Annotated in this window: 19 protein-coding genes; 8 read left to right on the top strand and 11 right to left on the bottom strand. The window is 61.8% G+C overall.

Annotation, left to right across the window (positions count from 1 at the left end; translation table 11 throughout):
- Positions 1-47: 47 nt before the first annotated feature.
- Positions 48-1,313 carry an NAD(P)/FAD-dependent oxidoreductase gene (locus tag NKJ35_RS06835; protein ID WP_352645804.1) on the bottom strand — a complete coding sequence of 422 codons (1,266 nt, stop codon included), beginning with the start codon at positions 1,311-1,313 and terminating at the stop codon, positions 48-50.
- A 182-nt stretch (positions 1,314-1,495) separates the two neighbouring features.
- Here NKJ35_RS06835 and NKJ35_RS06840 point away from each other — a divergent pair, with 182 nt between their 5' ends.
- Positions 1,496-2,152, top strand: a complete 657-nt coding sequence (locus NKJ35_RS06840; protein ID WP_352645806.1) for a 5-formyltetrahydrofolate cyclo-ligase — start codon at positions 1,496-1,498, stop codon at positions 2,150-2,152.
- Here NKJ35_RS06840 and NKJ35_RS06845 read toward each other — a convergent pair.
- Positions 2,149-2,622: an Lrp/AsnC family transcriptional regulator gene (locus NKJ35_RS06845; protein WP_023675099.1), complete on the bottom strand. Its 474-nt coding sequence runs from the start codon at positions 2,620-2,622 to the stop codon at positions 2,149-2,151. The genes NKJ35_RS06840 and NKJ35_RS06845 overlap by 4 nt on opposite strands.
- A gap of 156 nt (positions 2,623-2,778) precedes the next feature.
- Here NKJ35_RS06845 and ald point away from each other — a divergent pair, with 156 nt between their 5' ends.
- Entirely contained in the window at positions 2,779-3,894 is a 1,116-nt protein-coding gene (gene ald, locus NKJ35_RS06850) for an alanine dehydrogenase (RefSeq protein WP_352645808.1), read from the top strand.
- A gap of 197 nt (positions 3,895-4,091) precedes the next feature.
- Entirely contained in the window at positions 4,092-5,393 is a 1,302-nt protein-coding gene (locus tag NKJ35_RS06855) for an outer membrane protein (protein WP_352478814.1), read from the top strand.
- 218 nt (positions 5,394-5,611) lie between these two features.
- Here NKJ35_RS06855 and NKJ35_RS06860 read toward each other — a convergent pair whose 3' ends face one another.
- From NKJ35_RS06860 to NKJ35_RS06885, 6 genes are all read right to left on the bottom strand, one after another.
- Positions 5,612-6,079 carry a DUF1203 domain-containing protein gene (locus NKJ35_RS06860; protein WP_352645810.1) on the bottom strand — a complete coding sequence of 156 codons (468 nt, stop codon included), beginning with the start codon at positions 6,077-6,079 and terminating at the stop codon, positions 5,612-5,614.
- A 77-nt stretch (positions 6,080-6,156) separates the two neighbouring features.
- Positions 6,157-6,963, bottom strand: a complete 807-nt coding sequence (gene dapB / locus NKJ35_RS06865) for a 4-hydroxy-tetrahydrodipicolinate reductase (protein WP_254817178.1) — start codon at positions 6,961-6,963, stop codon at positions 6,157-6,159.
- A 144-nt stretch (positions 6,964-7,107) separates the two neighbouring features.
- Positions 7,108-7,671, bottom strand: a complete 564-nt coding sequence (locus NKJ35_RS06870) for a GNAT family N-acetyltransferase (RefSeq protein ID WP_292655364.1) — start codon at positions 7,669-7,671, stop codon at positions 7,108-7,110.
- Between the two features lie 5 nt (positions 7,672-7,676).
- Complete coding sequence (gene sseA, locus NKJ35_RS06875; protein ID WP_352645812.1) at positions 7,677-8,528, bottom strand: 3-mercaptopyruvate sulfurtransferase; 852 nt, start codon at positions 8,526-8,528, stop codon at positions 7,677-7,679.
- Between the two features lie 35 nt (positions 8,529-8,563).
- Entirely contained in the window at positions 8,564-9,307 is a 744-nt protein-coding gene (locus tag NKJ35_RS06880) for an alanyl-tRNA editing protein (RefSeq protein WP_352645814.1), read from the bottom strand.
- Positions 9,307-10,341, bottom strand: a complete 1,035-nt coding sequence (locus NKJ35_RS06885) for a cysteine synthase A (protein WP_254817174.1) — start codon at positions 10,339-10,341, stop codon at positions 9,307-9,309. Before NKJ35_RS06885 ends, NKJ35_RS06880 begins: the two co-directional genes overlap by 1 nt.
- A 214-nt stretch (positions 10,342-10,555) precedes the next feature.
- Here NKJ35_RS06885 and NKJ35_RS06890 point away from each other — a divergent pair, with 214 nt between their 5' ends.
- Positions 10,556-11,377, top strand: coding sequence for an SDR family oxidoreductase (locus tag NKJ35_RS06890; RefSeq protein WP_254817173.1), 822 nt, complete (start codon positions 10,556-10,558; stop codon positions 11,375-11,377).
- A 236-nt stretch (positions 11,378-11,613) separates the two neighbouring features.
- On the opposite strand, the gene NKJ35_RS06895 is transcribed toward NKJ35_RS06890, so the two are convergent.
- A complete protein-coding gene (locus tag NKJ35_RS06895; protein WP_352645816.1) occupies positions 11,614-13,035 on the bottom strand; it encodes a DEAD/DEAH box helicase in 1,422 nt (473 codons plus the stop codon).
- Between the two features lie 387 nt (positions 13,036-13,422).
- On the opposite strand from NKJ35_RS06895, the gene NKJ35_RS06900 reads away from it, so the two are divergent.
- Positions 13,423-14,955, top strand: a complete 1,533-nt coding sequence (locus NKJ35_RS06900; protein WP_352478807.1) for an acyl-CoA carboxylase subunit beta — start codon at positions 13,423-13,425, stop codon at positions 14,953-14,955.
- A 7-nt stretch (positions 14,956-14,962) separates the two neighbouring features.
- Entirely contained in the window at positions 14,963-16,033 is a 1,071-nt protein-coding gene (locus NKJ35_RS06905) for a M48 family metallopeptidase (RefSeq protein ID WP_352645818.1), read from the top strand.
- A 24-nt stretch (positions 16,034-16,057) separates the two neighbouring features.
- Here NKJ35_RS06905 and NKJ35_RS06910 read toward each other — a convergent pair whose 3' ends face one another.
- Both NKJ35_RS06910 and NKJ35_RS06915 read right to left on the bottom strand, forming a co-directional pair.
- Positions 16,058-18,061 carry a hypothetical protein gene (locus NKJ35_RS06910; protein ID WP_352645820.1) on the bottom strand — a complete coding sequence of 668 codons (2,004 nt, stop codon included), beginning with the start codon at positions 18,059-18,061 and terminating at the stop codon, positions 16,058-16,060.
- Complete coding sequence (locus NKJ35_RS06915) at positions 18,058-19,587, bottom strand: NAD(P)H-hydrate dehydratase (RefSeq protein WP_352645822.1); 1,530 nt, start codon at positions 19,585-19,587, stop codon at positions 18,058-18,060. Before NKJ35_RS06915 ends, NKJ35_RS06910 begins: the two co-directional genes overlap by 4 nt.
- Positions 19,588-19,952: 365 nt before the next feature.
- Here NKJ35_RS06915 and NKJ35_RS06920 point away from each other — a divergent pair, with 365 nt between their 5' ends.
- Together NKJ35_RS06920 and glnA are read left to right on the top strand one after the other, a co-directional pair.
- Positions 19,953-20,291, top strand: coding sequence for a P-II family nitrogen regulator (locus NKJ35_RS06920; protein WP_019857988.1), 339 nt, complete (start codon positions 19,953-19,955; stop codon positions 20,289-20,291).
- A gap of 53 nt (positions 20,292-20,344) precedes the next feature.
- Complete coding sequence (gene glnA, locus NKJ35_RS06925) at positions 20,345-21,754, top strand: type I glutamate--ammonia ligase (protein WP_254817166.1); 1,410 nt, start codon at positions 20,345-20,347, stop codon at positions 21,752-21,754.
- Positions 21,755-21,868 lie beyond the last annotated feature (114 nt).

Here is a 21,868-nt window from a genome sequence, read left to right on the forward strand (position 1 = left end):
TCCATCAAGAGGAGGTGACGCGCCGATGAATGTCCGGCAGCGAACAATCAGCCCTTATCGTCGTCGCCCTGGGTGATCAACCGCGCGCTGCGCTGACCGGTGAAGTAGATCCATAGCCAGCTCAGGGAAACCGCAAGCCGGTTACGAAAGCCGATCAGGAAGTAGATATGCGCCAAGCCCCACAGCCACCAGGCAAGCCGGCCGGTGAGCTTGATCCAGCCGAAATCGATGGCCGCGGCGCGCTTGCCGATCGTCGCCAGATCGCCGTCATGCCTGTAGCTGAAAGGACGCGGTGTCGCGTCACCGGCAAGCCTTGCCTTGATCGTCGCGGCGACGTGCCGTCCCTGCTGCTTGGCGGCGGGCGCGACGCCCGGCACCAGCCGGCCATCCGGCCGCAGGACGTGCGCTGCGTCACCGATGACGAAAATCTCCGGGCTTCCCGGCACACTCAGGTCGGGCTCGACAAGCACTCTGCCCGCGCGGTCCGCTGCCGCGCCGAGCCATTCGGCGGCCGGCGAAGCGGCGACGCCCGCCGCCCACAGGATTGTCCTGGCCGGCAAGTGTGTGTCGCCGAAGACGACACCCTCGGCATCGCAGCGCGTAACCGCCCGGCCGAGTTCGACGGTCACGCCGAGCCGTTCGAGCGCCTTCGTTGCATAACCGGAGAGTTCGGGAGCGAAATTGGAGAGGATGCGGTCGCCGGCCTCAATCAGCACCACACGCGTCTGCCGCGTGTCGATGTTGCGGAACTCGCCGCGCAGCGTGTCGTGCGCCAGCTCAGCAATGGTGCCGGCCAGTTCCACGCCGGTCGGCCCGCCGCCGACGATCGCCAGCGTCAGCAATGCCTGACGCTTGGCGGGATCGGTTTCCCGTTCGGCCCGCTCGAAAGCTAAAAGAATACGCCGTCGAATGGTGGTGGCATCCTCCAGCGTCTTCAGGCCCGGGGCAAACGGTTCCCATTCGTCATGGCCGAAATAGGCGTGCCGCGCGCCGGTCGCCAGCACAAGCGTGTCGTAAGCGACCGTGCCGCCGTCCTGCAGCAGCACGCGCTTGCCGGTGCGGTCGATGCCGGTAACGGTGGCGAGCAGCGTCGTCACATCATCGCGCTTGCGCAGGAGATGGCGGATCGGCCAGGCCACTTCGGAGGTGGCCAGCGCCGTCGTCGCCACCTGGTAGAGTAGTGGCTGAAAGAGGTGATGATTACGCCTGTCGACCATGGTGATACGCACCGGCGCGCCGGCAAGTGCGCGGGTGAATTCGAGACCGCCGAATCCGGCGCCTACGACGACGACGTGATGGTTGGCTGTGTTCATCTCACTCATCCCTCTCGCCAAGGCTGATGTAAGTGTCCTTGTGCAGTGCAGCAATGCCTGCGCTGCACCTAACTGGGAGTCGTCTCTTGATGTCGTGAATACGCATGCTGCAGACTCGTTCCCAGATATAGCCTGCGTCCAGGATACGACTTGGTTGGAACTGTATATATTGCAGGTGAAGCATGGCTAGGGATGAAGATGAAGGCTCAGCGCAGTACGCCTCGCCGCCTTGTTTTATGCACGAGCTCGACCCGGAGTTCCAACCGCCGCTATCCGACTGGACCGACGTAAGGCGCTGGCGCAAGGCCGAGCGCCAGCGATTGATCGCATCCCGCCTTGCCGTTTCAGCCGACACGCGCGCAGCCATGTCGCAGCGCATTGCCGAAGGGCTCGACGCGGTGATCGGTGACGTCGCCGGCCGCGTGGTCAGCCTCTATTGGCCGTTTCGTGGCGAGCCGGACCTGCGCCCGTGGATGGAAACCGTCAACGCGCGGGGCGGGCGCACGGCGTTGCCCGTCGTCGTCGAGAAAGACCGGCCGCTTGTCTTTCGCGCCTATACCCACGGAGACCGGCTGGAGAAGGGCGTCTGGAATATCCCGATACCGGCTGACGGCGATCCGGTGTTACCCGACATCGTCATTTCGCCGATTGTCGGCATCGACCCTGAGCAGTTTCGCCTGGGCTATGGCGGCGGCTTCTTCGATCGTACGCTTGCCGCGATGCCCTTCAAACCGCTGGTCATCGGCGTCGGCTACGAACTGCAGCGCATCGTCACCATCTACCCGCAGCCGCACGACATTCCGATGGACTGTGTGGTGACCGAGGCAGTCAACAACTAGGCGAGTTCAGGTTTCATTCCCACGGCCGTGCGATCGACGATTTCGCGCAAGGCAAAGGACGAATTGATCTTCGTCACATGCGGCATTGCCGACAGCCACTCCTTGTGGATACGTTCGTAGTCGACGAGATCCTTTGCCGCTATGCGCAGGATGTAGTCATACTCGCCCGACATCAAATGGCAGGATAGGACGTTCGGGCAGCGCTTTATCGCTGCCTCGAAATCCGACAACGTCTTCTCGAATTGCCCGGACAGCGATATATGCACGATCGCCGTCATCTGGTGCCCAAGTGCAGCGTTGGACAGCCGGGCGTGATAGCCGCGGATGGTTCCGGATTTCTCCAGATTGTCCAGCCGCCGCGAACAGGCCGACTGCGATAGGCCGACCTTCTCGGCGAGCGCTGCATTGGGTATCCGCCCATCCTTCTGCAACGTCTCAAGAATGGCGATATCAATCCTGTCGAGCGGCATTTTTGCGAGTTCCTGCGACAATTGCAATGTTTTGCGCAACGATTATCGAAGAGTCGCCTCTCAGGCAAGCGCATTCGCAAACACTTATCGAGCGATTCGTGGTTCACTATCTCTAGACAGGGAACGAGCCCCAAGGGCCGGATCAGGAGAAAAAAGATGCGCGTCGGCTGCCCCCGGGAAATCAAGAATCACGAATACCGCGTCGGCCTGACACCGGGCTCGGTCCGCGAGTATGTCGCGCATGGCCATGAGGTGCTGGTCGAGACCGGCGCCGGTGCAGGCATCGGCGCCGATGACAACGCGTATCGCGCTGCCGGCGCCACGATCGCCAAGACGGCAGCCGACGTGTTTGCCAAGTCCGACATGATCGTGAAGGTCAAGGAGCCGCAGCCCAACGAGTGGGTTCAGCTCCGCGACGGCCAGATCCTCTATACCTATCTACATCTTGCCCCGGATCCGGAGCAAACCAAGGGCCTGTTGGCCTCCGGTGTGACCGCGATCGCTTACGAGACGGTCACCGACGAGCGCGGCGGCCTGCCGCTCTTGGCGCCGATGTCGGAAGTTGCCGGCCGCCTGTCGATCCAGGCGGGCGCCACGGCGCTGCAAAAGGCCAATGGCGGCCGCGGCGTGCTACTTGGCGGCGTGCCCGGCGTGCTCCCCGGCAAGGTCACCGTGCTCGGCGGCGGCGTTGTCGGCCTGCATGCCGCACGGATGGCGGCCGGCCTCGGCGCCGACGTCACTATCATCGACCGCTCGATCCCGCGCCTGCGTCAGCTCGACGACATCTTTGGCGGCCGCGTTCACACCCGCTACTCGACCGTCGAGGCGCTGGAGGAAGAATGTTTTTCGGCTGACATAGTCGTCGGCGCCGTGCTGATCCCGGGGGCAGCAGCGCCCAAGCTGGTGACGCGCGAAATGCTGTCGGGCATGAAGAAAGGCGCCGTGCTGGTCGACGTCGCCATCGACCAGGGCGGCTGTTTCGAGACATCGCACGCCACCACCCATGCCGAGCCGACCTATGAAGTCGACGGCATCATCCATTATTGCGTCGCCAACATGCCGGGTGCGGTGCCGGTCACCTCGGCCCACGCGCTCAACAATGCGACGCTGCACTATGGCCTGCAGCTCGCCGACAAGGGCCTCAAGGCGCTGGTAGACGACCACCATCTGCGCAACGGGCTTAACGTCCACAAGGGCAAGATAACGAATCGCGCGGTGGCCGAGGCGCTCGGTTACGAACTGGTCGAGCCAAAGGCCGTTCTCGCGGCCTGATTTCCAACCGTTTGTTCCTGATGAGTCGCCGATGCTGTCGGCGGCTGCTTGTTCACAGGCAATTTTCTCGGTCTACAGCCGGTTTTGCCTGCATCTGGTGCCCGTTTGATGCAATGTGCTCTTTCTGTGGCTTTTTTGTTACAGCCGCCACAATGAGCCGATGCTACGTAGATGCAGGGTTCACCAGGGGCAGGGTAATGATCAGCAGAAAATTCACGAAATCTCTTCTTCTCGGCGCAGTTTCTGTTCTGGCGCTTGGGTCGGTCTCTCATGCCGCCGACGTGGTCGAACCGGTCGTGGAGACGGCGGGCTTCAACTGGAGTGGCATCTACGTCGGCTTTGGCGTTGGCGCCGGGGCGAACGTCCACGAGTTGAGCAGCGATTTCATTCCTGGGGTGTCGTTCAACGGCATTGGTGGCGAAGGCCTGTACGGTGAACTCACCGTTGGGTACGACTATATGGTGGCGCCGCGGTTCCTGATCGGCGGACTTCTGGACGCTCATGCCGGCAACATCGAAACCTCCCTCGACGTTGCTGGATTCGACGCATCGGTCAAAGAGACCTATGGTTTCGACGCTGGCTTGCGGGCAGGCTACCTCTTCACGCCAAACACCTTGGGCTACGTCCTTGGTGGCTATTCCTGGCAGAAATACAAATTTGACACGAGCGCAGGTTTTGACTTCGACTGGGACCAGAGCGGCTACTTCGTCGGAGCCGGCGTCGAGACGGCCATCAACAGCAACTGGACCATCAAAACCGAATATCGTTTTACGCAATTCAGCACCAACGATGATGTCCTTTCCGAGTTCGGTGTACCGGATGGTGCAATCAACCTCGATACATCGCGTCACACGTTCCAGGTAGCAGCCAATTATCGTTTTGGCGCCCAGAATGGCGGTGTCTCTTCCTTTGAGGCACCTACCTACAACTGGACCGGCTTCTATATCGGCGGTGCGGGCGGCGCGGGTGCGTCGGTGCATCAGATCAATGTTCCGCCGCTTGGCGACCTGGAGTTCAACGGTATCGGCGGCGAAGGCGTGTTTGGCGAATTGAACGCCGGCTACGATCATGACTTCGGCAGCTGGGTTGCCGGCGTTATGGTTGATGCTCGCTACTCCGGCATGACCTCGGAGCTGGAAGTGCCCGGCGGGTCCATTAATCTGGACACCGACTATGGTTTCGATGTGCTGGGCCGGGTCGGTTTGAAGGTCAACGAATCAACCCTCGCCTATGTGCTTGGCGGTTACAGCTGGCAACATTTCGATCTGAACGCATCTTCACCCATCGGCGACATCATCGATTGGGGCTCGAGCGGCTTCTCGGTCGGTGGTGGTTTGGAAGCGGCCGTGACCAACAACGTAACTGTCGGTCTCGAATATCGTTATTCGCAGTTTGCCGAGAAGGATATTCTGGAGGAGTTTGGAGGGCCGAGCGATGTCCTCACCACCACTCCTTCTTTCCACACCGTCCGTATCGGTGCGAAGTATAAGTTCAACTAAGGCCCTCCAGGCAAATCGTTCAAGCCCGCCGGCTAATCCCGGCGGGTTTTTTGTTTTGCGAACAATGCAGGCACAAAAAAGCGGAGCCAAAGCCCCGCTTCCTCGGTTATCGAGATTTCCGCCGGTTCATCCGCGGTCGGCAAATCGATCGACAGTCTCTTTCTACCGCTTGTATGCGACGGGAGTGCGACAGGCCCAAGCCGGTGCAGCCTGTTCGGTTACGCGCGGTCGATCCGGCACTGATAGCAATTGTTGCGGGCCGAGCGGATGTGGACGTAGGCAATGTCGTCGCGTTTGAACAACGTCTCTGCCCGTGCGGCAATGGCGTCGGTCGGAATGACGCCGCCGCTACCGTAAACAATACGGTCGTCGTTGCCATAACCGCGCACGATGTAATCGCTGCTTTCGAGCATTTCGGGAAGCAACTCAACCTCGGCAGCGCGTTCGCATTCTTCCGCATGCAGAAAGATCGGCCCGGTTTCGGCATAAGGCTGCAGCTCCGAAAAAGGCCGATAGGCCAGAACAAGATAGGGTTCCCCCGCAGCAACATTCTTCAAGCAATGACGGCAAGGCACGCCGTCGCCGTCCGAAATCTGCCGCTCTGGCTTCAGGCCATAAGCATCCGCCCCGCCGCGCTGAAGTGCCCGGACCGCGTCGGTTGGCAAGGCCTTGAATCTTATCGTCATGGCAAAATCTCCGGTGTCGTTGACCGGAAATTATGCTCGCAAGACAGAGCTTCCCACCCGATTCCTGCCGAAATGGATCAGTCCATCAGCGCGTCGAGACCGCGAACCAGACCCTTGATCTGCTGTACCCGTCTGATGGCGAGCAGCGTGCCCGCCACATAGGGTGCCGCGGACGAGCCGGCGTCATGGCGGATGGTCAGCCGCTCGTCTGGCAGGCCGAACAGCGCCTCGCAGGACAGGATGTAGGACGGCAGGCGAAGCGCGTGCACTTGCACCCCCTCGCCTGCGCCGACCGCACCCCCGCGTGTAGCCGGCACGCCAGAGACCTCGGAAACCGGCTTTGCCGTTGAGGCCTTGCGGATGTCGGCCAGCGCCTCAGCAAGCTCCCGTGCGGTACCGGAGGGCGCGTCGGGCTTCTTTGCACTGGCATAATCGATGACCTCGACATCCGGCACGTATTTTGCCGCCATAAGTGCAAACCGCTTCATCAGCGTGGCGGTGATGGAAAAGTTGCCGGCGGCAACGACGCCGACGCCGTTGGCGCGCGCCGCGGCATCGATGTCGGCATAGTCGGCAGCACCCAGTCCCGATGTGCCGATCACAGCGTGCCGTCCCTTGTCGATGGCGAGCAGCACATGGTCTTTCACGACATGCGGCTTGGTGAAGTCGACCAGTACGTCCGACGGCGCCTCCAGCGCCTCGGCCAGCGAAGCCGAAACGACAATACCATTAGCCGGCATGCCAACCAGCAGACCGGAATCCTGCCCAGCGCCGCTGCGTGACACGGCCCCGGCCAGCGCCATGTCGCCTTGCGCCCCGATCGCCGGAACCAGGGCCTTGCCGACCCAGCCCGTCGCACCGGCCATTACCACCCGTATTGTCATCGTGCGATCCTCCATCACCATCGGTTTTTAGACGACAGCGATATGGAAACTGCCCAGCTCATACAAGTCGGACACACCTTTGAGTGTTGATCCAGACCCTGGGCGTGGCAACGACAAGCTGAAGCCTGGATGAACGGCCTGAAATCAGGGCCGCATGACGCTGGCCGCGCGCTCGGCGAAAGACATCGGATGTACGACCTCTTTTTTTTGCGCCACTGGCGTAAAGCCTAGTTTTTGATAGAGCGGCAGTGCTGCCGGGTGATCGAGGGTGCAGGTTTGCACGGTTACCCGCCTTGGCCCGTGCGACCACGCCGCGGCGATTGCCGCACCGAGGAACCAGCGGCCGATGCCTTGCCCGGTCGCGTGCTCCATCATTCCGAAATAAGCGAGTTCCACTTCCTCCGGCAAATGCGGTTTGAGGTCGAAGAAGCCGGCCGGCGCACCATCCAGATAAAGCACCCTGATGTCGCGGTCCTCGCGGTGAATGCCCGCCGCAAGCTCCTCGTCGCTCAGCCTCAGCACATTGACCCAGTGCCATTTGCGGCCGACCCGATCCATCAAATAGCGGTAGAAATGCAGCGGAATGTCTTTGGTCTTGAGCAGCGCGATCTGGCGGTTGTACGGCAGAGGCGGCGAATAGGCAGGCGGCACATGCATTTCGAGAAACGTCACGGTGACGTCGATGTCTTCCAGCGATCCGTCTTCCATCCCCGTCAGTCCTTGCCCGTCACGACGGGCGTGTCGGAAAGCCCGCCCCATTCGGTCCACGAACCGTCATAAAGCCTGTTGTCGGTATGGCCAAGCGTCTCCAAAGCTAGCGTGATGGCTGCCGCGGTGACGCCCGAGCCGCAGGAGGTGACGACCGGCTTCGACAGGTCGATGCCCGCTCCTTCGATCACGTTGCGTAGCCTGTCCTTTGGCAACAATTCGCCGTTTTCCGAAAGCGCCGAAAACTGCACGTTGTGCGCGCCCGGCATATGACCGGAGCGGATGCCGGGGCGCGGCTCCGGCTCGGTGCCGGCAAAACGGCCAGGCGAGCGCGCGTCGGCGATCTGGCTCTCCCCCGTCTCGACGATCCGGCGCATGTCGGCAAGGCTGGCGACGCGGGCGGCATCAAAGTTGGCATAAAACACGCAAGGGGCGATCTTCGTCGGCTCCGCCGTCACCGGCCGTCCGGCGGCTTTCCAACGGTCGAAGCCGCCGTCGAGAACATAGACCTGGAATACGCCCATGACGCGAAACAACCACCAGACGCGCGGTGCAGAAAAGAACCCTGGCCCGTCATAGACAACAATCGTGTCATCGGCCGAAATACCCATCGCGCCGACATATTGCGCGAAATGCTGCGGCGACGGCAGCGTGTGCGGCAGAGCCGCGTCGGGGTCCGAAACCGCATCCTGGTCAAGGAAGCGGGCGCCTGGAATATGCGCTGCGCCATACTCGGCGCGCGCGTCGCGCTTTTGTGCCGGCAGATACCAGGACGCGTCGACAATCGTCAGGCCGGGCTTGCCGAGCCGCTTCTGCAACCAATCGGCATCGATGGTGAAAGGACTGTCGTCGGCCATCTTTTCTCTCCTGTCCCGCCTGTCGCAGTCCTATATCAGGCTGGCGGCATAGGACCAAAGCGAATGCGGAAGCGCCGGTTCTCGCGGCCCTTCTTCTCGATCTTGCCGATATGGATCTCGCCGATTTCGCCGGTGCTCTTTACATGGGTGCCGCCGCAAGGCTGGCTGTCGATCGAGGCGTTCTCGCCGATGCAGACCAATCGGATCTTTCCCGTGCCAGCCGGAGGGCGCACATTCTTGGATTTCACCAGGCCCGGATTGGATGCCAGTTCCTCGTCGGAAATGAGCCGGGTGAAGATCGGGTGGTCGGCCCGCACCAGCTCCATCAGTCTGGCCGTCACGTCTGCCTTGGTAAAGCCGGCGTCCGGGATGTCGAAATCGATACGGCTGTCGTCCTCGGAAACCGCGGCGCCGGTGATCGGGAACGGGCAGACGACGGTAAGCAGGTGGCAGGCAGAATGCATGCGCATCAGCAACTGCCGCCGCGGCCAGTCGATGGCGAGCCGCATGCGCTCGCCCACCTTTGGAACTGCCTGCTCCAGCGCCGGCACATGGATGATCTCGTCCTTGGTTTCGCCGGTGATCGTAGCGGCAATCGCTATGCCGGTGCCGTCGGCGCGCTCGAGGCTGCCGGTGTCGCCCGGCTGCCCGCCCGATGTGGCGTAAAACACCGTCCGGTCCAGAATGATGCCCCCGCGATCGTTGACTGCGACGACGGTGGCGTCGGCCGTCCCCAGATAGGCGTCGTCACGAAACAGCGCTTCGGTCTTGTGCGCCATCACGCAACCCTTTCGAACGGTACCGAAATCGTGCTCTGTTGCTCCATCCACCCCGGCACCGGCAGCTTCTTTTCGCGCAGGAATTCAGGATTGAACAGCTTCGACTGGTAGCGCGTGCCGTAGTCGCAAAGCATGGTCACGATGGTGTGGCCGGGGCCTAACTCGCGCGCCAGGCGAATGGCGCCGGCAATGTTGATGCCGGTCGAACCGCCAACGCAAAGCCCCTCCTCCTGGATCAGGTCGAATATGATCGGCAGTGCGTCCTCGTCGGGGATCTGGAAGGCAAAATCGGGTGTAAAGCCTTGGAGATTGGCGGTGATCCGCCCCTGCCCGATGCCTTCGGTGATCGAACTGCCCTCGGATTTCAGCTCGCCGCTGGTGTAGAAGGAATAGAGCGCAGCCCCCAGCGGATCGGCCAGCGCTATCTTGACTTGGCTGTTCTTGGCCTTCAGCCCGAAACCGACGCCTGCCAGAGTGCCGCCGGAACCGACCGCCGACACGAAACCATCCACCTTGCCGTCGGTCTGGTTCCAGATTTCTTCGGCCGTAGTGCGGATATGGCCGTCACGGTTGGCGACATTGTCGAACTGGTTGGCCCAGATCGCGCCGTTCGGCTCGGTCTTCGCCATCTGCTCGGCCAGCCGGCCCGACAGCTTCACGTAGTTGTTCGGGTTCTTGTAAGGCACCGCGGGCACTTCGATCAGCTCGGCGCCGAGCAGTTTGATTGTATCCTTCTTCTCCTGGCTCTGGGTGTCGGGAATGACGATCACCGTGCGGTAGCCGAGCGCCTTGGCAACCAGTGTCAAGCCGATGCCGGTATTTCCGGCCGTCCCCTCGACGATGACGCCGCCGGGCCGCAGCAACCCGCGCTGCTCCGCATCGCGGATGATAAACAGGCCGGCGCGGTCCTTGACCGACTGCCCGGGATTCATGAATTCGGCCTTGCCCAGGATCTCACAGCCGGTTGCTTCCGAGGCCTTGTTGAGGCGGATCAGGGGCGTGTTGCCGATCACGTCGATCACAGAACGGGGCATGGAGATTCCTTTGTGGGTGCGGCGAAACCCTAGAAACCCGAAGCTTCGGTTTCAAGGCAAGAATTTGCCTGGTCCAGTCGCATTCGCACACTGCAATTCCTGCACCCAGGGGCGTCCAGCCGGTATTCATTTCAACGATGTACCGAAAAGCACTCTTTTCATTCGATTTCTTCACCGGTAGAGCGCAGGTTAAGTAGAGCCGGCGGGGCGCAGCATGACACTCTATCGGGCCAATCCGAAGCATGGCGTCGCCTGGATTACGGGCGGCAGCAGCGGTATCGGCCGTTCGCTGGCCAAGGATCTTGCCGCTCAGGGCTATGTCATCGCGGTGACTGCGCCCGATGACCATCCGATCGATACGCTCATCGTCGAAACGGCGCAGATGTCGGGGCGTGTCGCAGCCTTTCCTTGCGACGTGACCGACGAAAAACGCATGGCAGAGACGGTTGCAGCGATCGAGAAAAATCTCGGTCCGATCGTGTTGGCAGTGTTCAACGCGGGAAGCTATATCGCAACGCCGGGCGAGGATCTTGTCGCGCGCAATTTCCGTAGGTCTTTCGAAGTCAATTATTTCGGCATCATCAATGGCCTGGTGCCGGTCATCGAACGCATGCGCGTGCGCTCGCGCGGCCACGTCGTGCTGATTGGTTCGGTCACCGCCTATTTCGGCTGGCCCACTACCGCCGCCTATGGCGGCACCAAGGCGGCAGTCAATATCCTGGCCGAGTCGCTGAAATACGATTTCGACAAGATGAACGTCCGCATCCAGGTGATTAATCCGGGCTTTGTCGACACGCGGCTGACTGAGAAGAACTTCCTGCCGATGCCGGGCTTGATGCCGGTCAACCTGGCCTCGCGCCGTATCGCGCAAGGCATCGAATGCGGCGGCTTCGAAGTCACATTCCCACGCCGCCTGAGCTGGACGCTGAAGCTGCTCAGGATGCTGCCGAGGCCGTTCTGCCGATGGGTGATCAGCACGGTCACCCGCTGGAATGCGCGGCCGCTGAATTTCGACCGCAAGCCACCGGTCGAATAGGATCGGTGACGCGGCGACGGATCGTGTTTGCGGGTCGCTGGGGCGCCACGTCATTGCCGGCGACGCGCTCGCGCCATCGACCACGCCTTCCCTCGCGCAGCGGACTGTCGTGTGGGTCGAGGCGGTGGTGAAGTAAACCAGAGGCCTCAAGCAAAGGGCGACCGAAGCATCACTCCGGTCGCCCTTTTCAATCGTGAGTAACCAAGCCAGGCTTGGCCGGACGCAAAACGGTCAGGTTATGCCGCCCGCGCAGCCGGCCGCTTGCCGCCGAAGCGGCGCTTGTTGTTGCCCTTGAAGGGCTTGGCGCCTTCCGGCTTGCGGTCGCCCGCAAAGGCCGGCTTGTCGCCGCCGAAACGCTTCTTGGCGAAACCGTTGTTGGCGCCGCCGGGACGCCTGCCGTCGCGACGGCCGTTGTGGTCGTTGCGATCGTTGGCCGGCTCGAAGCTGCGCTCGTTCTTCTCGGCCGGATTGCGCTGCGGATCGGGGCTGCCGAGATGATCGGCAACGATCGGCAGCTTGGTGCGGATGATGCGCTCGACCTGGCGCAGCTTGGCGTTTTCCGACGGGTCGCAAAGCGTGATGGCGATGCCATCCATGCCGTTACGGCCGGTGCGGCCGATGCGGTGGACGTAGCTCTCCGCCTCATCCGGCAGGTCGAAATTCACCACATGGCTAATGCCGGGCACATCGATGCCGCGTGCCGCAATGTCGGTCGCCACGAGAATGCGCACCGAGCCTTCGCGGAAATCGTTGAGCGCCTTCTGGCGGGCATTCTGCGACTTGTTGCCGTGGATAACGGCGGCCTTGAAGCCGTCGCGCTCGAGGTCCTTGGTCACCCTGTCGGCGCCATGCTTGGTGCGCGAAAAGATGATAACGGACTTCATCGCCTCGTCGGCGAGCATCGTCGACAACACCTGACGCTTCTGCTTGGTGCGGGCAAAGACGACGCCCTGCACGATCTCCGCGGCCGCAGTGCTGTGGGGGGCGACTTCGACGCGGATCGGGTTCTTCAGCAAGCCTTTCGCCAGCTCGGCGATTTCGGCCGGCATAGTCGCCGAGAACAGCACCGTCTGACGGCCCGGCGCCGTCGCCCTGGCGATGCGCTTGACGTCGTTGATGAAGCCCATGTCGAGCATGCGGTCGCCTTCGTCGAGCACCAGCCATTTGGTGTCGGCAAGTACGAGGTCGCCCTCACGCACCAGATCGGTCAGCCGGCCAGGCGTGGCGATCAGGATGTCGACGCCGGGTGCAACCTTCTTGACCTGGCTGAAGCGCGAGACGCCGCCAAGCACCAGCGCGGTCGAGACATGTGCTCCCTTGGCGAGAATCTTGATGGTGTCCTCGATCTGTACGGCGAGCTCGCGCGTCGGCGCCAGGATCAGCGCGCGAGCCGTCTTCGGCCGGCGCTTGGTGCCAAGCGCGATGATCTTCGACAGGATCGGCAGTGCGAACGCCGCGGTCTTGCCCGAGCCGGTCTGGGCGATGCCGAAAATGTCGCGGCCTTCGAGCTGCGGCGGGATAGCCTGCGCCTGAATCGGCTTGGGATCGGTAAAGCCGGCGGCATGGGTGGCCTTGAGCAGTGCACCGCTAATTCCAAGTGCGGCGAAACCGGTCAGTTCCCCAGTGTTCTCACCGGTCAAAGTATTTTCATTGGTCAAAATATTCTTCTTTCATGCGGCTTCTGGCCGCAAACATGGATGACGGCAGGGCGCAACCTGCCGTCGAAAATTGTCATGAAACGACAAGGCGGGCGGACGTCATCGTCCACACGGCTGCGCTGTCGTGCCCGCAGGCTTCATGCCACGGGGCTTTTTCGCCACCTTGCCGATATGTCGGGAAGAGGGAAAACAGACGCAACCAGTCTCATTCGTCGAGAAGGCCGGAGTGTCCCGGCCCAAGCGCCTATGCCGCCGCATATGGCCCACTTCGCTTCGGAATGCAAGGGGTCGGATGCTGCAGCGCAGCAAAAGCCATGGCGAAGCGGCGCTTGCGCTCACTTGCTGCCACGATTACCACAATCCAGCTTTCCGTTTTGGGGACCGGTCATGAAGGACGTGCTGAAGGAACTCGAGCGGCGCCGCGAGATCGCCCGCATGGGCGGCGGCCGAGCCCGCATCGAGGCCCAGCACAAGAAGGGCAAGCTCACCGCCCGTGAGCGCATCGACGTCTTCCTCGACGAAGGCTCGTTCGAGGAATTCGACATGTTCGTCGAGCACCGCTCGACCGATTTCGGCATGGAGAAAACCAAGATCGCCGGTGATGGCGTCGTTACCGGCTGGGGCACCATCAATGGTCGCCCGGTCTATCTTTTCGCCAAGGATTTCACCGTGTTCGGCGGGTCGCTGTCCGAGGCGCATGCCGAAAAGGTGGTCAAGGTGCAGGAGATGGCATTGCGCAACCGCGCGCCGATCATCGGCATCTACGACGCCGGCGGCGCCCGCATCCAGGAGGGCGTGGCGGCGCTCGGCGGCTACGCCGAGATCTTCCAGCGCAATGTTTTGGCCTCCGGGGTCATCCCACAGATTTCGCTGATCATGGGCCCTTGCGCAGGCGGCGACGTCTATTCGCCGGCGATGACCGACTTCATCTTCATGGTCCGCGGCACCTCCTACATGTTCGTCACCGGGCCGGATGTGGTGAAGACCGTCACCAACGAGACAGTCACCGCCGAAAGCCTCGGCGGCGCTTCCGTCCACACGACGAAGTCCTCGATCGCCGACGGAGCCTACGACAATGACGTCGAGGCGCTGCTGCAGATGCGCCGGCTGGTCGATCTGCTGCCCGCTTCCAACACGGCGGAAATTCCCGAGATCGAATGCCACCAGTCCGTCACCGATCACGATCTGTCGCTCGATAGGCTGATCCCCGACAATGCCAACAAACCCTACGACATCAAGGAGTTGATCCTTAAAGTTGCCGACGAGGGTGACTTCTTCGAAATCCAGCAGAATTTTGCGAAAAACATCGTCACCGGCTTCGGCCGTGTCGAGGGCCGCACCGTCGGCTTCGTCGCCAACCAGCCGATGGTGCTGGCCGGCGTGCTCGATGCCGACGCCAGCCGCAAGGCGGCGCGCTTCGTACGCTTCTGCGACTGCTTCTCGATCCCGATCGTCACCTTCGTGGACGTTCCGGGCTTCCTGCCCGGCACCGCGCAGGAGTACGGCGGGCTGATCAAACATGGGGCCAAGCTTCTGTTCGCCTATGCCGAAGCGACCGTGCCAAAGATCACCGTCATCACGAGAAAGGCCTATGGCGGCGCCTATGACGTTATGGCGTCAAAGCATTTGCGCGGCGACATGAACTATGCCTGGCCAACGGCGCAGATTGCCGTCATGGGCGCCAGGGGCGCGGTCGAGATCATCTACCGCAAGGACATCGGCGATGCGGAGAAAATCGCTGCGCATACAAAGGCTTACGAGGATCGCTTCCTTTCGCCCTTCGTTGCCGCCGAGCGCGGCTATGTCGACGAGGTGATCATGCCGCATTCGACCCGCCGGCGCATCGCCCGCGCACTCAGGATGCTGCGCAACAAGGACATGCAGAACCCCTGGAAGAAACACGACAATATACCGCTGTGAGGCGCTGATGTCGCGCCTGATCCTCTACATGGGAGCGCGCTTCGGCAGGTTTGCCGTCCTGCTTTTCGCTCTGCCGCTGTTCTGCCCAACAGTCTTATGGTTCTGGTTTCTCGACCGGCATCCGCTCGCCGTCATCGCGGCTGGCGCTATTGCGATCCCAGCTGCGATGCTGAGCATGGTTCTGTTGATCGGGACATTGTTCGCCGGTTTTCGACCCAGCAAGGTGGAGGGGATCGCTCGGGAATCAGCCCCGAAATTATGGGCCATCTGGGAGAGTATTGCCGGCAAACACCGCGCCAGCCGGACTACCATCGTGCTGAGCCCCGATCTCAACGCCAGTATCGGTGAAGAGCGGCCGTTTCTGGGGCTGCTTGGCCGTAGGGCGATTCTCACCATCGGCCTTCCTCTGCTCGCAGTGACCGACCAAAAGGCTTTTGCCGCGATCTTGGTCCATGAGAACGCACATCTGAGAAACAAAGACACAAACGGCGGCCTCAACCTGGCCGAACTCGAAAAAAGCTTCGATCTAATCTTCGACTTCGCTCCCCCGGGGAAAGCCGTTTCTGGCAGCCTGTTCTACTGGATGCTTGGTCCGCTGTCGCGCGCTCTGGAGCGCGAAGAAATACGGTTGTCGCGGCGGGCGGAAATTGACGCGGATCGCCATGCAGCGATGTCCGGCGACGCATATGAAGCGGCCCGCGCCCTGCTACTGATCGGTGCTGCCAGTGCGTTTTTCGATGACCAAGTGTATATTCCGCTTAAACGTGAACTGCTTGGCACCATGGTACCGCCTCGTCCACCACTCGAAAGAGTTCTGGCGGCCGCCCGTCACCTGTCGAGGCTTCCCATCCTGCAAGAACATGCGCAGAAGGCCTGGGACGCGCCCGATAACGAAAGCGCGGACCATCCGCCCTGGTCCGAACGTCTGATTGCTCTTGGATTTAGCTCGGTTCCAAAGATAGAACCAATTCTGGTTTCCGCCTTGTCGAGCCTGCTGAGCGATGCGATCGTCGCCGAACGTGTCCGGCATTTCGACGATGAATGGACATCAAACATCGCCGACGATCTTGAGCGATAGCTGTCCACCTGGAGCTACTGCGGCCTACTCCGCTTCCGCCGCTCCGAACCCGGCTCCCATCGTCGCGCTGACAGCGCCCGACCACGGCGTGGCGTGATTGTCGATGCGCATCTGGAAGATGAAATAGGTCGGCGAGCAGAAGCCGATGCCTTTCACCTTGCCGATGCCCGGCGTATCGGGCGGCAGCGACTGGCACATGTAATCCTCGCGACAGAAATGGTCGGTAGAGCAGGCGGGACGATTACCGCGATTGACAGCGCCGCCCAGGCACTGGTCGAAATTATTGGTCGCCACGCAGGTGTCGAATTTTTTGCCGCCGACCAATCCGCAAATCTCGTTCGGCATCGGCTTGCCCGGTTTGAAGGCGGCAAAGCTGCGATCCCGATCGTCGCAGCCGCGATAGGCGATACCCGCCGGCACGCCGATCTTCGGCGGTCGGCAGGTGTAGCCGGTACGCGAAATGCCTGGCGCGAACGCCGCGAACTGGCCGGTGATGATATAGCGGTCATTGAAAGGTTGCGCCGGGTTGCTGGTGATCGAGCCGGTCAGGCACGGATGGCCGGAGAATATGTTTTCGCTGTCCTTGGGCAACAGACATTGCGCCAGCTTGGTGCGCACGCCGGACGCGGTCGCTAGCGGCGTGCAGACGGTGCCGCCGCCGCATTGCCAAGTCGCGCCGAAGCGGGCTGCATCTTCTGGCATGAAGCACGGCATCGCCATTTCGGCCGGCGAATAGGCAATTTCGCCGGCATCGTTCCATGTCGCCGGCGGCGCGAAGGACAGCGGGCGGAAGCGGTTCGGTTCCTTACCCCTCGCAGTCGCGTGCAGCCAGGCGACGCGGCGCGGGATGTCGGCGTGGAGATGCGGTGAGATACCGACCTCGATGCGGTTGAGCGGCGAGGTCGTCTTGTCATCCAGGCCGATAAAGTGGAACCCGGCGGTCGAACCCGCCTGATGGCAGCCCTGGCAGGCGCCATTGTCCAGCCGCTCGACCAATGCTTCTGGCGTGCGCACCAGCTTCCGCTTGGAATAATCGAGCCCGGCGAAATCCGCGGGCCGGAACAGTGGCGTGAACGGGTGGTTGGCCTGCCTTGCGCTGCCGAAAGTCGACCACGAGACTACCTTCTTTGCCAAGAGCTTATCGGGGATTTGGTAGACACCGAGGTCGATTGCCGCGACATTGGTGCGGACATAGTCGGCAAGTCTTGCTTTCAGCGCAGCATCGTCGGCGAGACGTGCCGTGTCGGGCGTGTTTTCCAGCGGCTTTTCACTGACAGCCCCGCTGTCGATGCCGAAAATGCGCATGAGATAGGCGGCCTGTCCGCCGAATTCGGTCTCCTGGCCGGAGGGGAAGCGGACCACTTGCGCATTGAGCTCGAGCTGCTTAAAGGTGAGTGCCGCTCTTTCCAGCGGCCCGCCGAGCAGCCAGCCGGCATCGACGCTCTCGTCGAGTTGTGGTGCCCAGCGTCCGGCGACGCCGACACAACCGCCATCGGCATCCGGCGCGACATTGTAGATGGCACTGAAATTGAACGGCAGGCGCGAGGCCAAAACCTTGCCGTTCTTCTTGAAGCTGTAGGCGAGGCGATAGATAAAGCGCACTTCGCCGCAACTCGTGTCGCCTTGCAGCGCGGCGAAGTCGCGCCGATCGAGCCGGTTGACTATGCCGACGAGACGGAAGCGCGCGGCATCGGTCCTCAGCCAGCGCATGTCCATGACACGGCCGACATTGCCGTCGGTCACCTCGTAAAGCGGCCGGCCGCCGGCCTTCATCTCGGCCCGCAATGCTGCGACGTCGCTTGCAATCGTTTCGACGATCGCATGATAGGCCGGCGCCTTGTCGTAGAGAGTCTTCAAATCGCCCTTGCCATCGACGCCGAAAATGCCGGCGAAACCATAGCCCTTGCTGTCAAGCTCGGCGAGAACGGCCGGGTCGTCGACGATGGTTAGCGGAGTTTCGGCGTTCGCGGCCTGTACCATGGACATGGCACTAATGATCGCAACGAGCAGCGCAATCAGGCGGTTCATTCGGCAGCCATCCCGCGGCTTTCAACGAGCTCGCGCAGCACCGGCACCAGCGCCAGCGGCAGGTCCTCGGCGATCAGCCCCGGTCCGAAACGGGTGCCGGTCTCGGCATGGATCCAGACTGCCGCACAGGCCGCTTCGAAGGCTGGCATGCCCTGAGCCAGCAACCCGGCGATGATGCCCGACAGCACATCGCCCGAACCGGCCGTAGCCAGCCATGAGGCACCATTACTGTTGATCGCTGCCCGGCCATTTGGGGCCGCAATCACTGTGTCGGCGCCCTTGTAGACGAGGATAGCACCGGCACGCTTAGCGGCGGCGCGGGCCTTGGCGAGCTTGGACAAATCGTGGTGCCCGGCGACATCGGGAAAAAGCTTGGCGAACTCGCCCTCATGCGGCGTCATCACCAGAGCCGGCGTTTTCGATCGACGGGCGGCTTCGAACAGGGCATCCGGCGCGTCGCGAAACGAGGTGATGCCGTCGGCGTCGAGCACCAGCCCGTCGATCCCGCTGCCCTGCCCATGGGCGTTGCCGAGTACGACCAGGGCAAAATCGCGCGTTTTCTCCCCGATGCCAAATCCCGGGCCAAGCACGAAGGCCGATGGGCGGCGGCTGCCGACGAATTCGTCCACATCCGCGATAGTGTCTATCTTGTGCAGCATGACCGAGGTCAGATGCGCCGCGTTCACCTGCATGGCGTTCGCCGGCGACAGCAAGGTGACGGCCCCTGCCCCGCTCCGGGCCGCGGCAAGCGCCGACAGCCGCGCAGCACCCGTCGCCGACGGTCCGCCGGAAAAGACGCCAACATGGCCGCGCTTGTACTTATGGGCGTCGACCGCCGGAACCGGAAGGCGGTCAAGCCAGAGCGCCGGAATGTTCTCGAATGTTCGCGGTTGAAGCTGCGCAACGATGCTGTTGTCTATGCCGATATCGGCGAGGTCGATGTCGCCGCACAGCTCGCGCCCCGGCAACAGCAGATGGCCTGGCTTTTTTCGCGCGAAGGTCACCGTGGTCCGGGCCCGGAAGGCCTTTCCTAACACATTGCCGCTCTCCCCTGAAACGCCCGACGGCAGGTCGACCGCCACAACCGGCAAGTTCAATTCGGCCGCAATGTCGATCACCTTGGTGGCGTCGCCGGACAGCGGCTTGGACAGCCCCGCCCCATAGAGCGCGTCAACCACGACGGAGCCCACCTCGGCAACGAAATCCGACAGCGGCCGAGCTTCAACCGGGCATTCCGAGGCAGCGAGTGCCGCATCACGGCCGCCTTTGGGCGATCCGGACGCCCACACAGAGACATCGACGGCGCTCTCCCGAAGGATGCGGGCCACGACATAGCCGTCGCCGCCATTGTTACCGGGGCCGCAAAGCACGTGGACGCGTGTCGCCGCCGGGTAGCGCTTGAGCACTACGGCGGCAACCGCGGCGCCGGCATTGCGCATCAGGCCAATACCGTCGAAGGGACCGGCGGCAATCGCCAGCCGGTCGGCCTCGGCCATTTCGGAGGGAGACAAAAGTTCGTTGCTCATGGAATATCAGGCGACATGCACATCATTTCCCCAAGCATTGTCCAGTTTTTGATCCGACGCAAACAACGAAGGTCCCCAAGCAAATTTGGCGGCGCACCTCGTTCGAGACGACGGCGCGCAGCTGCTCATGAAATATCCGATCTGCCCAATTTTTGTGCGGACGGCAGGACCAGCGGTGTGTAGGCTCGCGGCGTTCATGGCGCATCCGACGCAGCGAATGATGCGAATGTACATTCCTGCGCGGCATGGTATCCAAATCATGTGAGGCTGCTCGGCGCCCCATCAATTGGCACAGTTCGTGCTTGATTGAGGCGCAAGCGGGGCTCACAACCCGTCTTTTTTTGGCAGTGGAGGCCACTTTTTACATGAAAAAGATCGAAGCGATCATCAAGCCGTTCAAGCTAGACGAAGTGAAGGAAGCGCTTCAGGAGGCCGGGCTGCAAGGCATCACCGTGACCGAAGCCAAGGGCTTTGGCCGCCAGAAGGGCCACACCGAGCTTTATCGCGGCGCCGAATATGTCGTCGACTTCCTGCCAAAGGTGAAAATCGAGGTCGTGCTCGGCGACGATGCGGTCGAAGCCGCGATCGAAGCTATCCGCAAAGCGGCCCAGACCGGCCGTATCGGCGACGGCAAGATCTTCGTCTCGAACATCGAGGAAGTGGTGCGCATCCGCACCGGCGAAACCGGCATGGACGCCGTCTGAATTTTCCCGTTAAAAGGCCACGTTCAAACGTCATCACATAGGGAAGCAGGGACATGACGACAGCCAAAGACATCATGAAGCAGATCAAAGACAACGACGTGAAGTTCGTTGATCTGCGCTTCACCGATCCGAAGGGCAAACTGCAGCACGTAACGATGGATGTCGTCGAGGTCGAGGAAGACATGTTTGCCGATGGCGTCATGTTCGACGGTTCCTCGATCGCCGGCTGGAAGGCGATCAACGAGTCCGACATGGTGCTGATGCCCGATGCGGATACGGTGCATATGGACCCGTTCTTCGCCCAGTCGACCATGGTCATCCTGTGTGACATTCTCGATCCGATCTCGGGAGAATCCTACAACCGCGACCCCCGCGGCACCGCCAAGAAGGCCGAGGCCTACATGAAGGCCGAAGGCATCGGCGACCAGATCTTCGTCGGTCCTGAAGCCGAGTTCTTCGTGTTCGACGACGTCAAGTACAAGGCCGATCCCTACAACACCGGCTTCAGGCTGGATTCCACCGAACTGCCGTCCAATGACGACACCGACTATGAGACCGGCAACCTCGGTCACCGGCCGCGCATCAAGGGCGGCTATTTCCCGGTGCCGCCGATCGATTCGGCACAGGACATGCGCTCGGAAATGCTCACCGTGCTCGCCGAAATGGGCGTGCGCGTTGAAAAGCACCATCACGAAGTGGCCGCCGCGCAGCACGAGCTCGGCATCAAGTTCGACACGCTGGTCCGCAACGCCGACAAGATGCTGATCTACAAATATGTCGTGCACCAGGTCGCCAACGCCTATGGGAAGACGGCCACTTTCATGCCGAAGCCGGTGTTCGGCGACAATGGCTCGGGCATGCATGTCCACCAGTCGATCTGGAAAGAAGGCAAGCCGACTTTCGCCGGCAACGAATATGCCGGCCTGTCTGAGAGCTGCCTGTTCTACATCGGTGGCATCATCAAGCATGCGAAGGCGATCAACGCCTTCACCAACCCGCTGACCAATTCCTACAAGCGCCTGGTTCCGGGCTATGAAGCGCCGGTGCTGCTCGCCTATTCGGCACGCAACCGCTCGGCCTCGTGCCGCATTCCGTTCGGCTCGTCGCCGAAATCCAAGCGCGTCGAGGTCCGCTTCCCCGATCCTGGTGCCAACCCCTATCTCGCATTTGCCGCCATGCTGATGGCCGGCCTCGACGGCATCAAGAACAAGATCCACCCGGGACAGCCGATGGACAAGGATCTCTACGACCTGCCGCCGAAGGAATTGAAGAAGATCCCGACCGTCTGCGGGTCGCTGCGCGAAGCCCTGCAGAGCCTCGACAAGGACCGCGGGTTCCTGAAGGCCGGCGGCGTCTTCGACGACGACCAGATCGACAGCTATATCGAGCTCAAGATGGCCGAGGTGATGCGCTTCGAAATGACGCCGCATCCGGTCGAATACGATATGTATTACTCGGTGTGATCCCGAACCTCATAGTCACGTAGAAAAAACCCCGGCGGTTACGCCGGGGTTTTTTTATGCAATGCGATGGGAACGAAAGTCACGGCGGAGACACCCGAGGTCCGCGCCGTGAAC

The sequence above is a fragment of the Mesorhizobium sp. M0136 genome (assembly GCF_040322515.1).
In the GTDB taxonomy this organism is placed as follows: domain Bacteria; phylum Pseudomonadota; class Alphaproteobacteria; order Rhizobiales; family Rhizobiaceae; genus Mesorhizobium.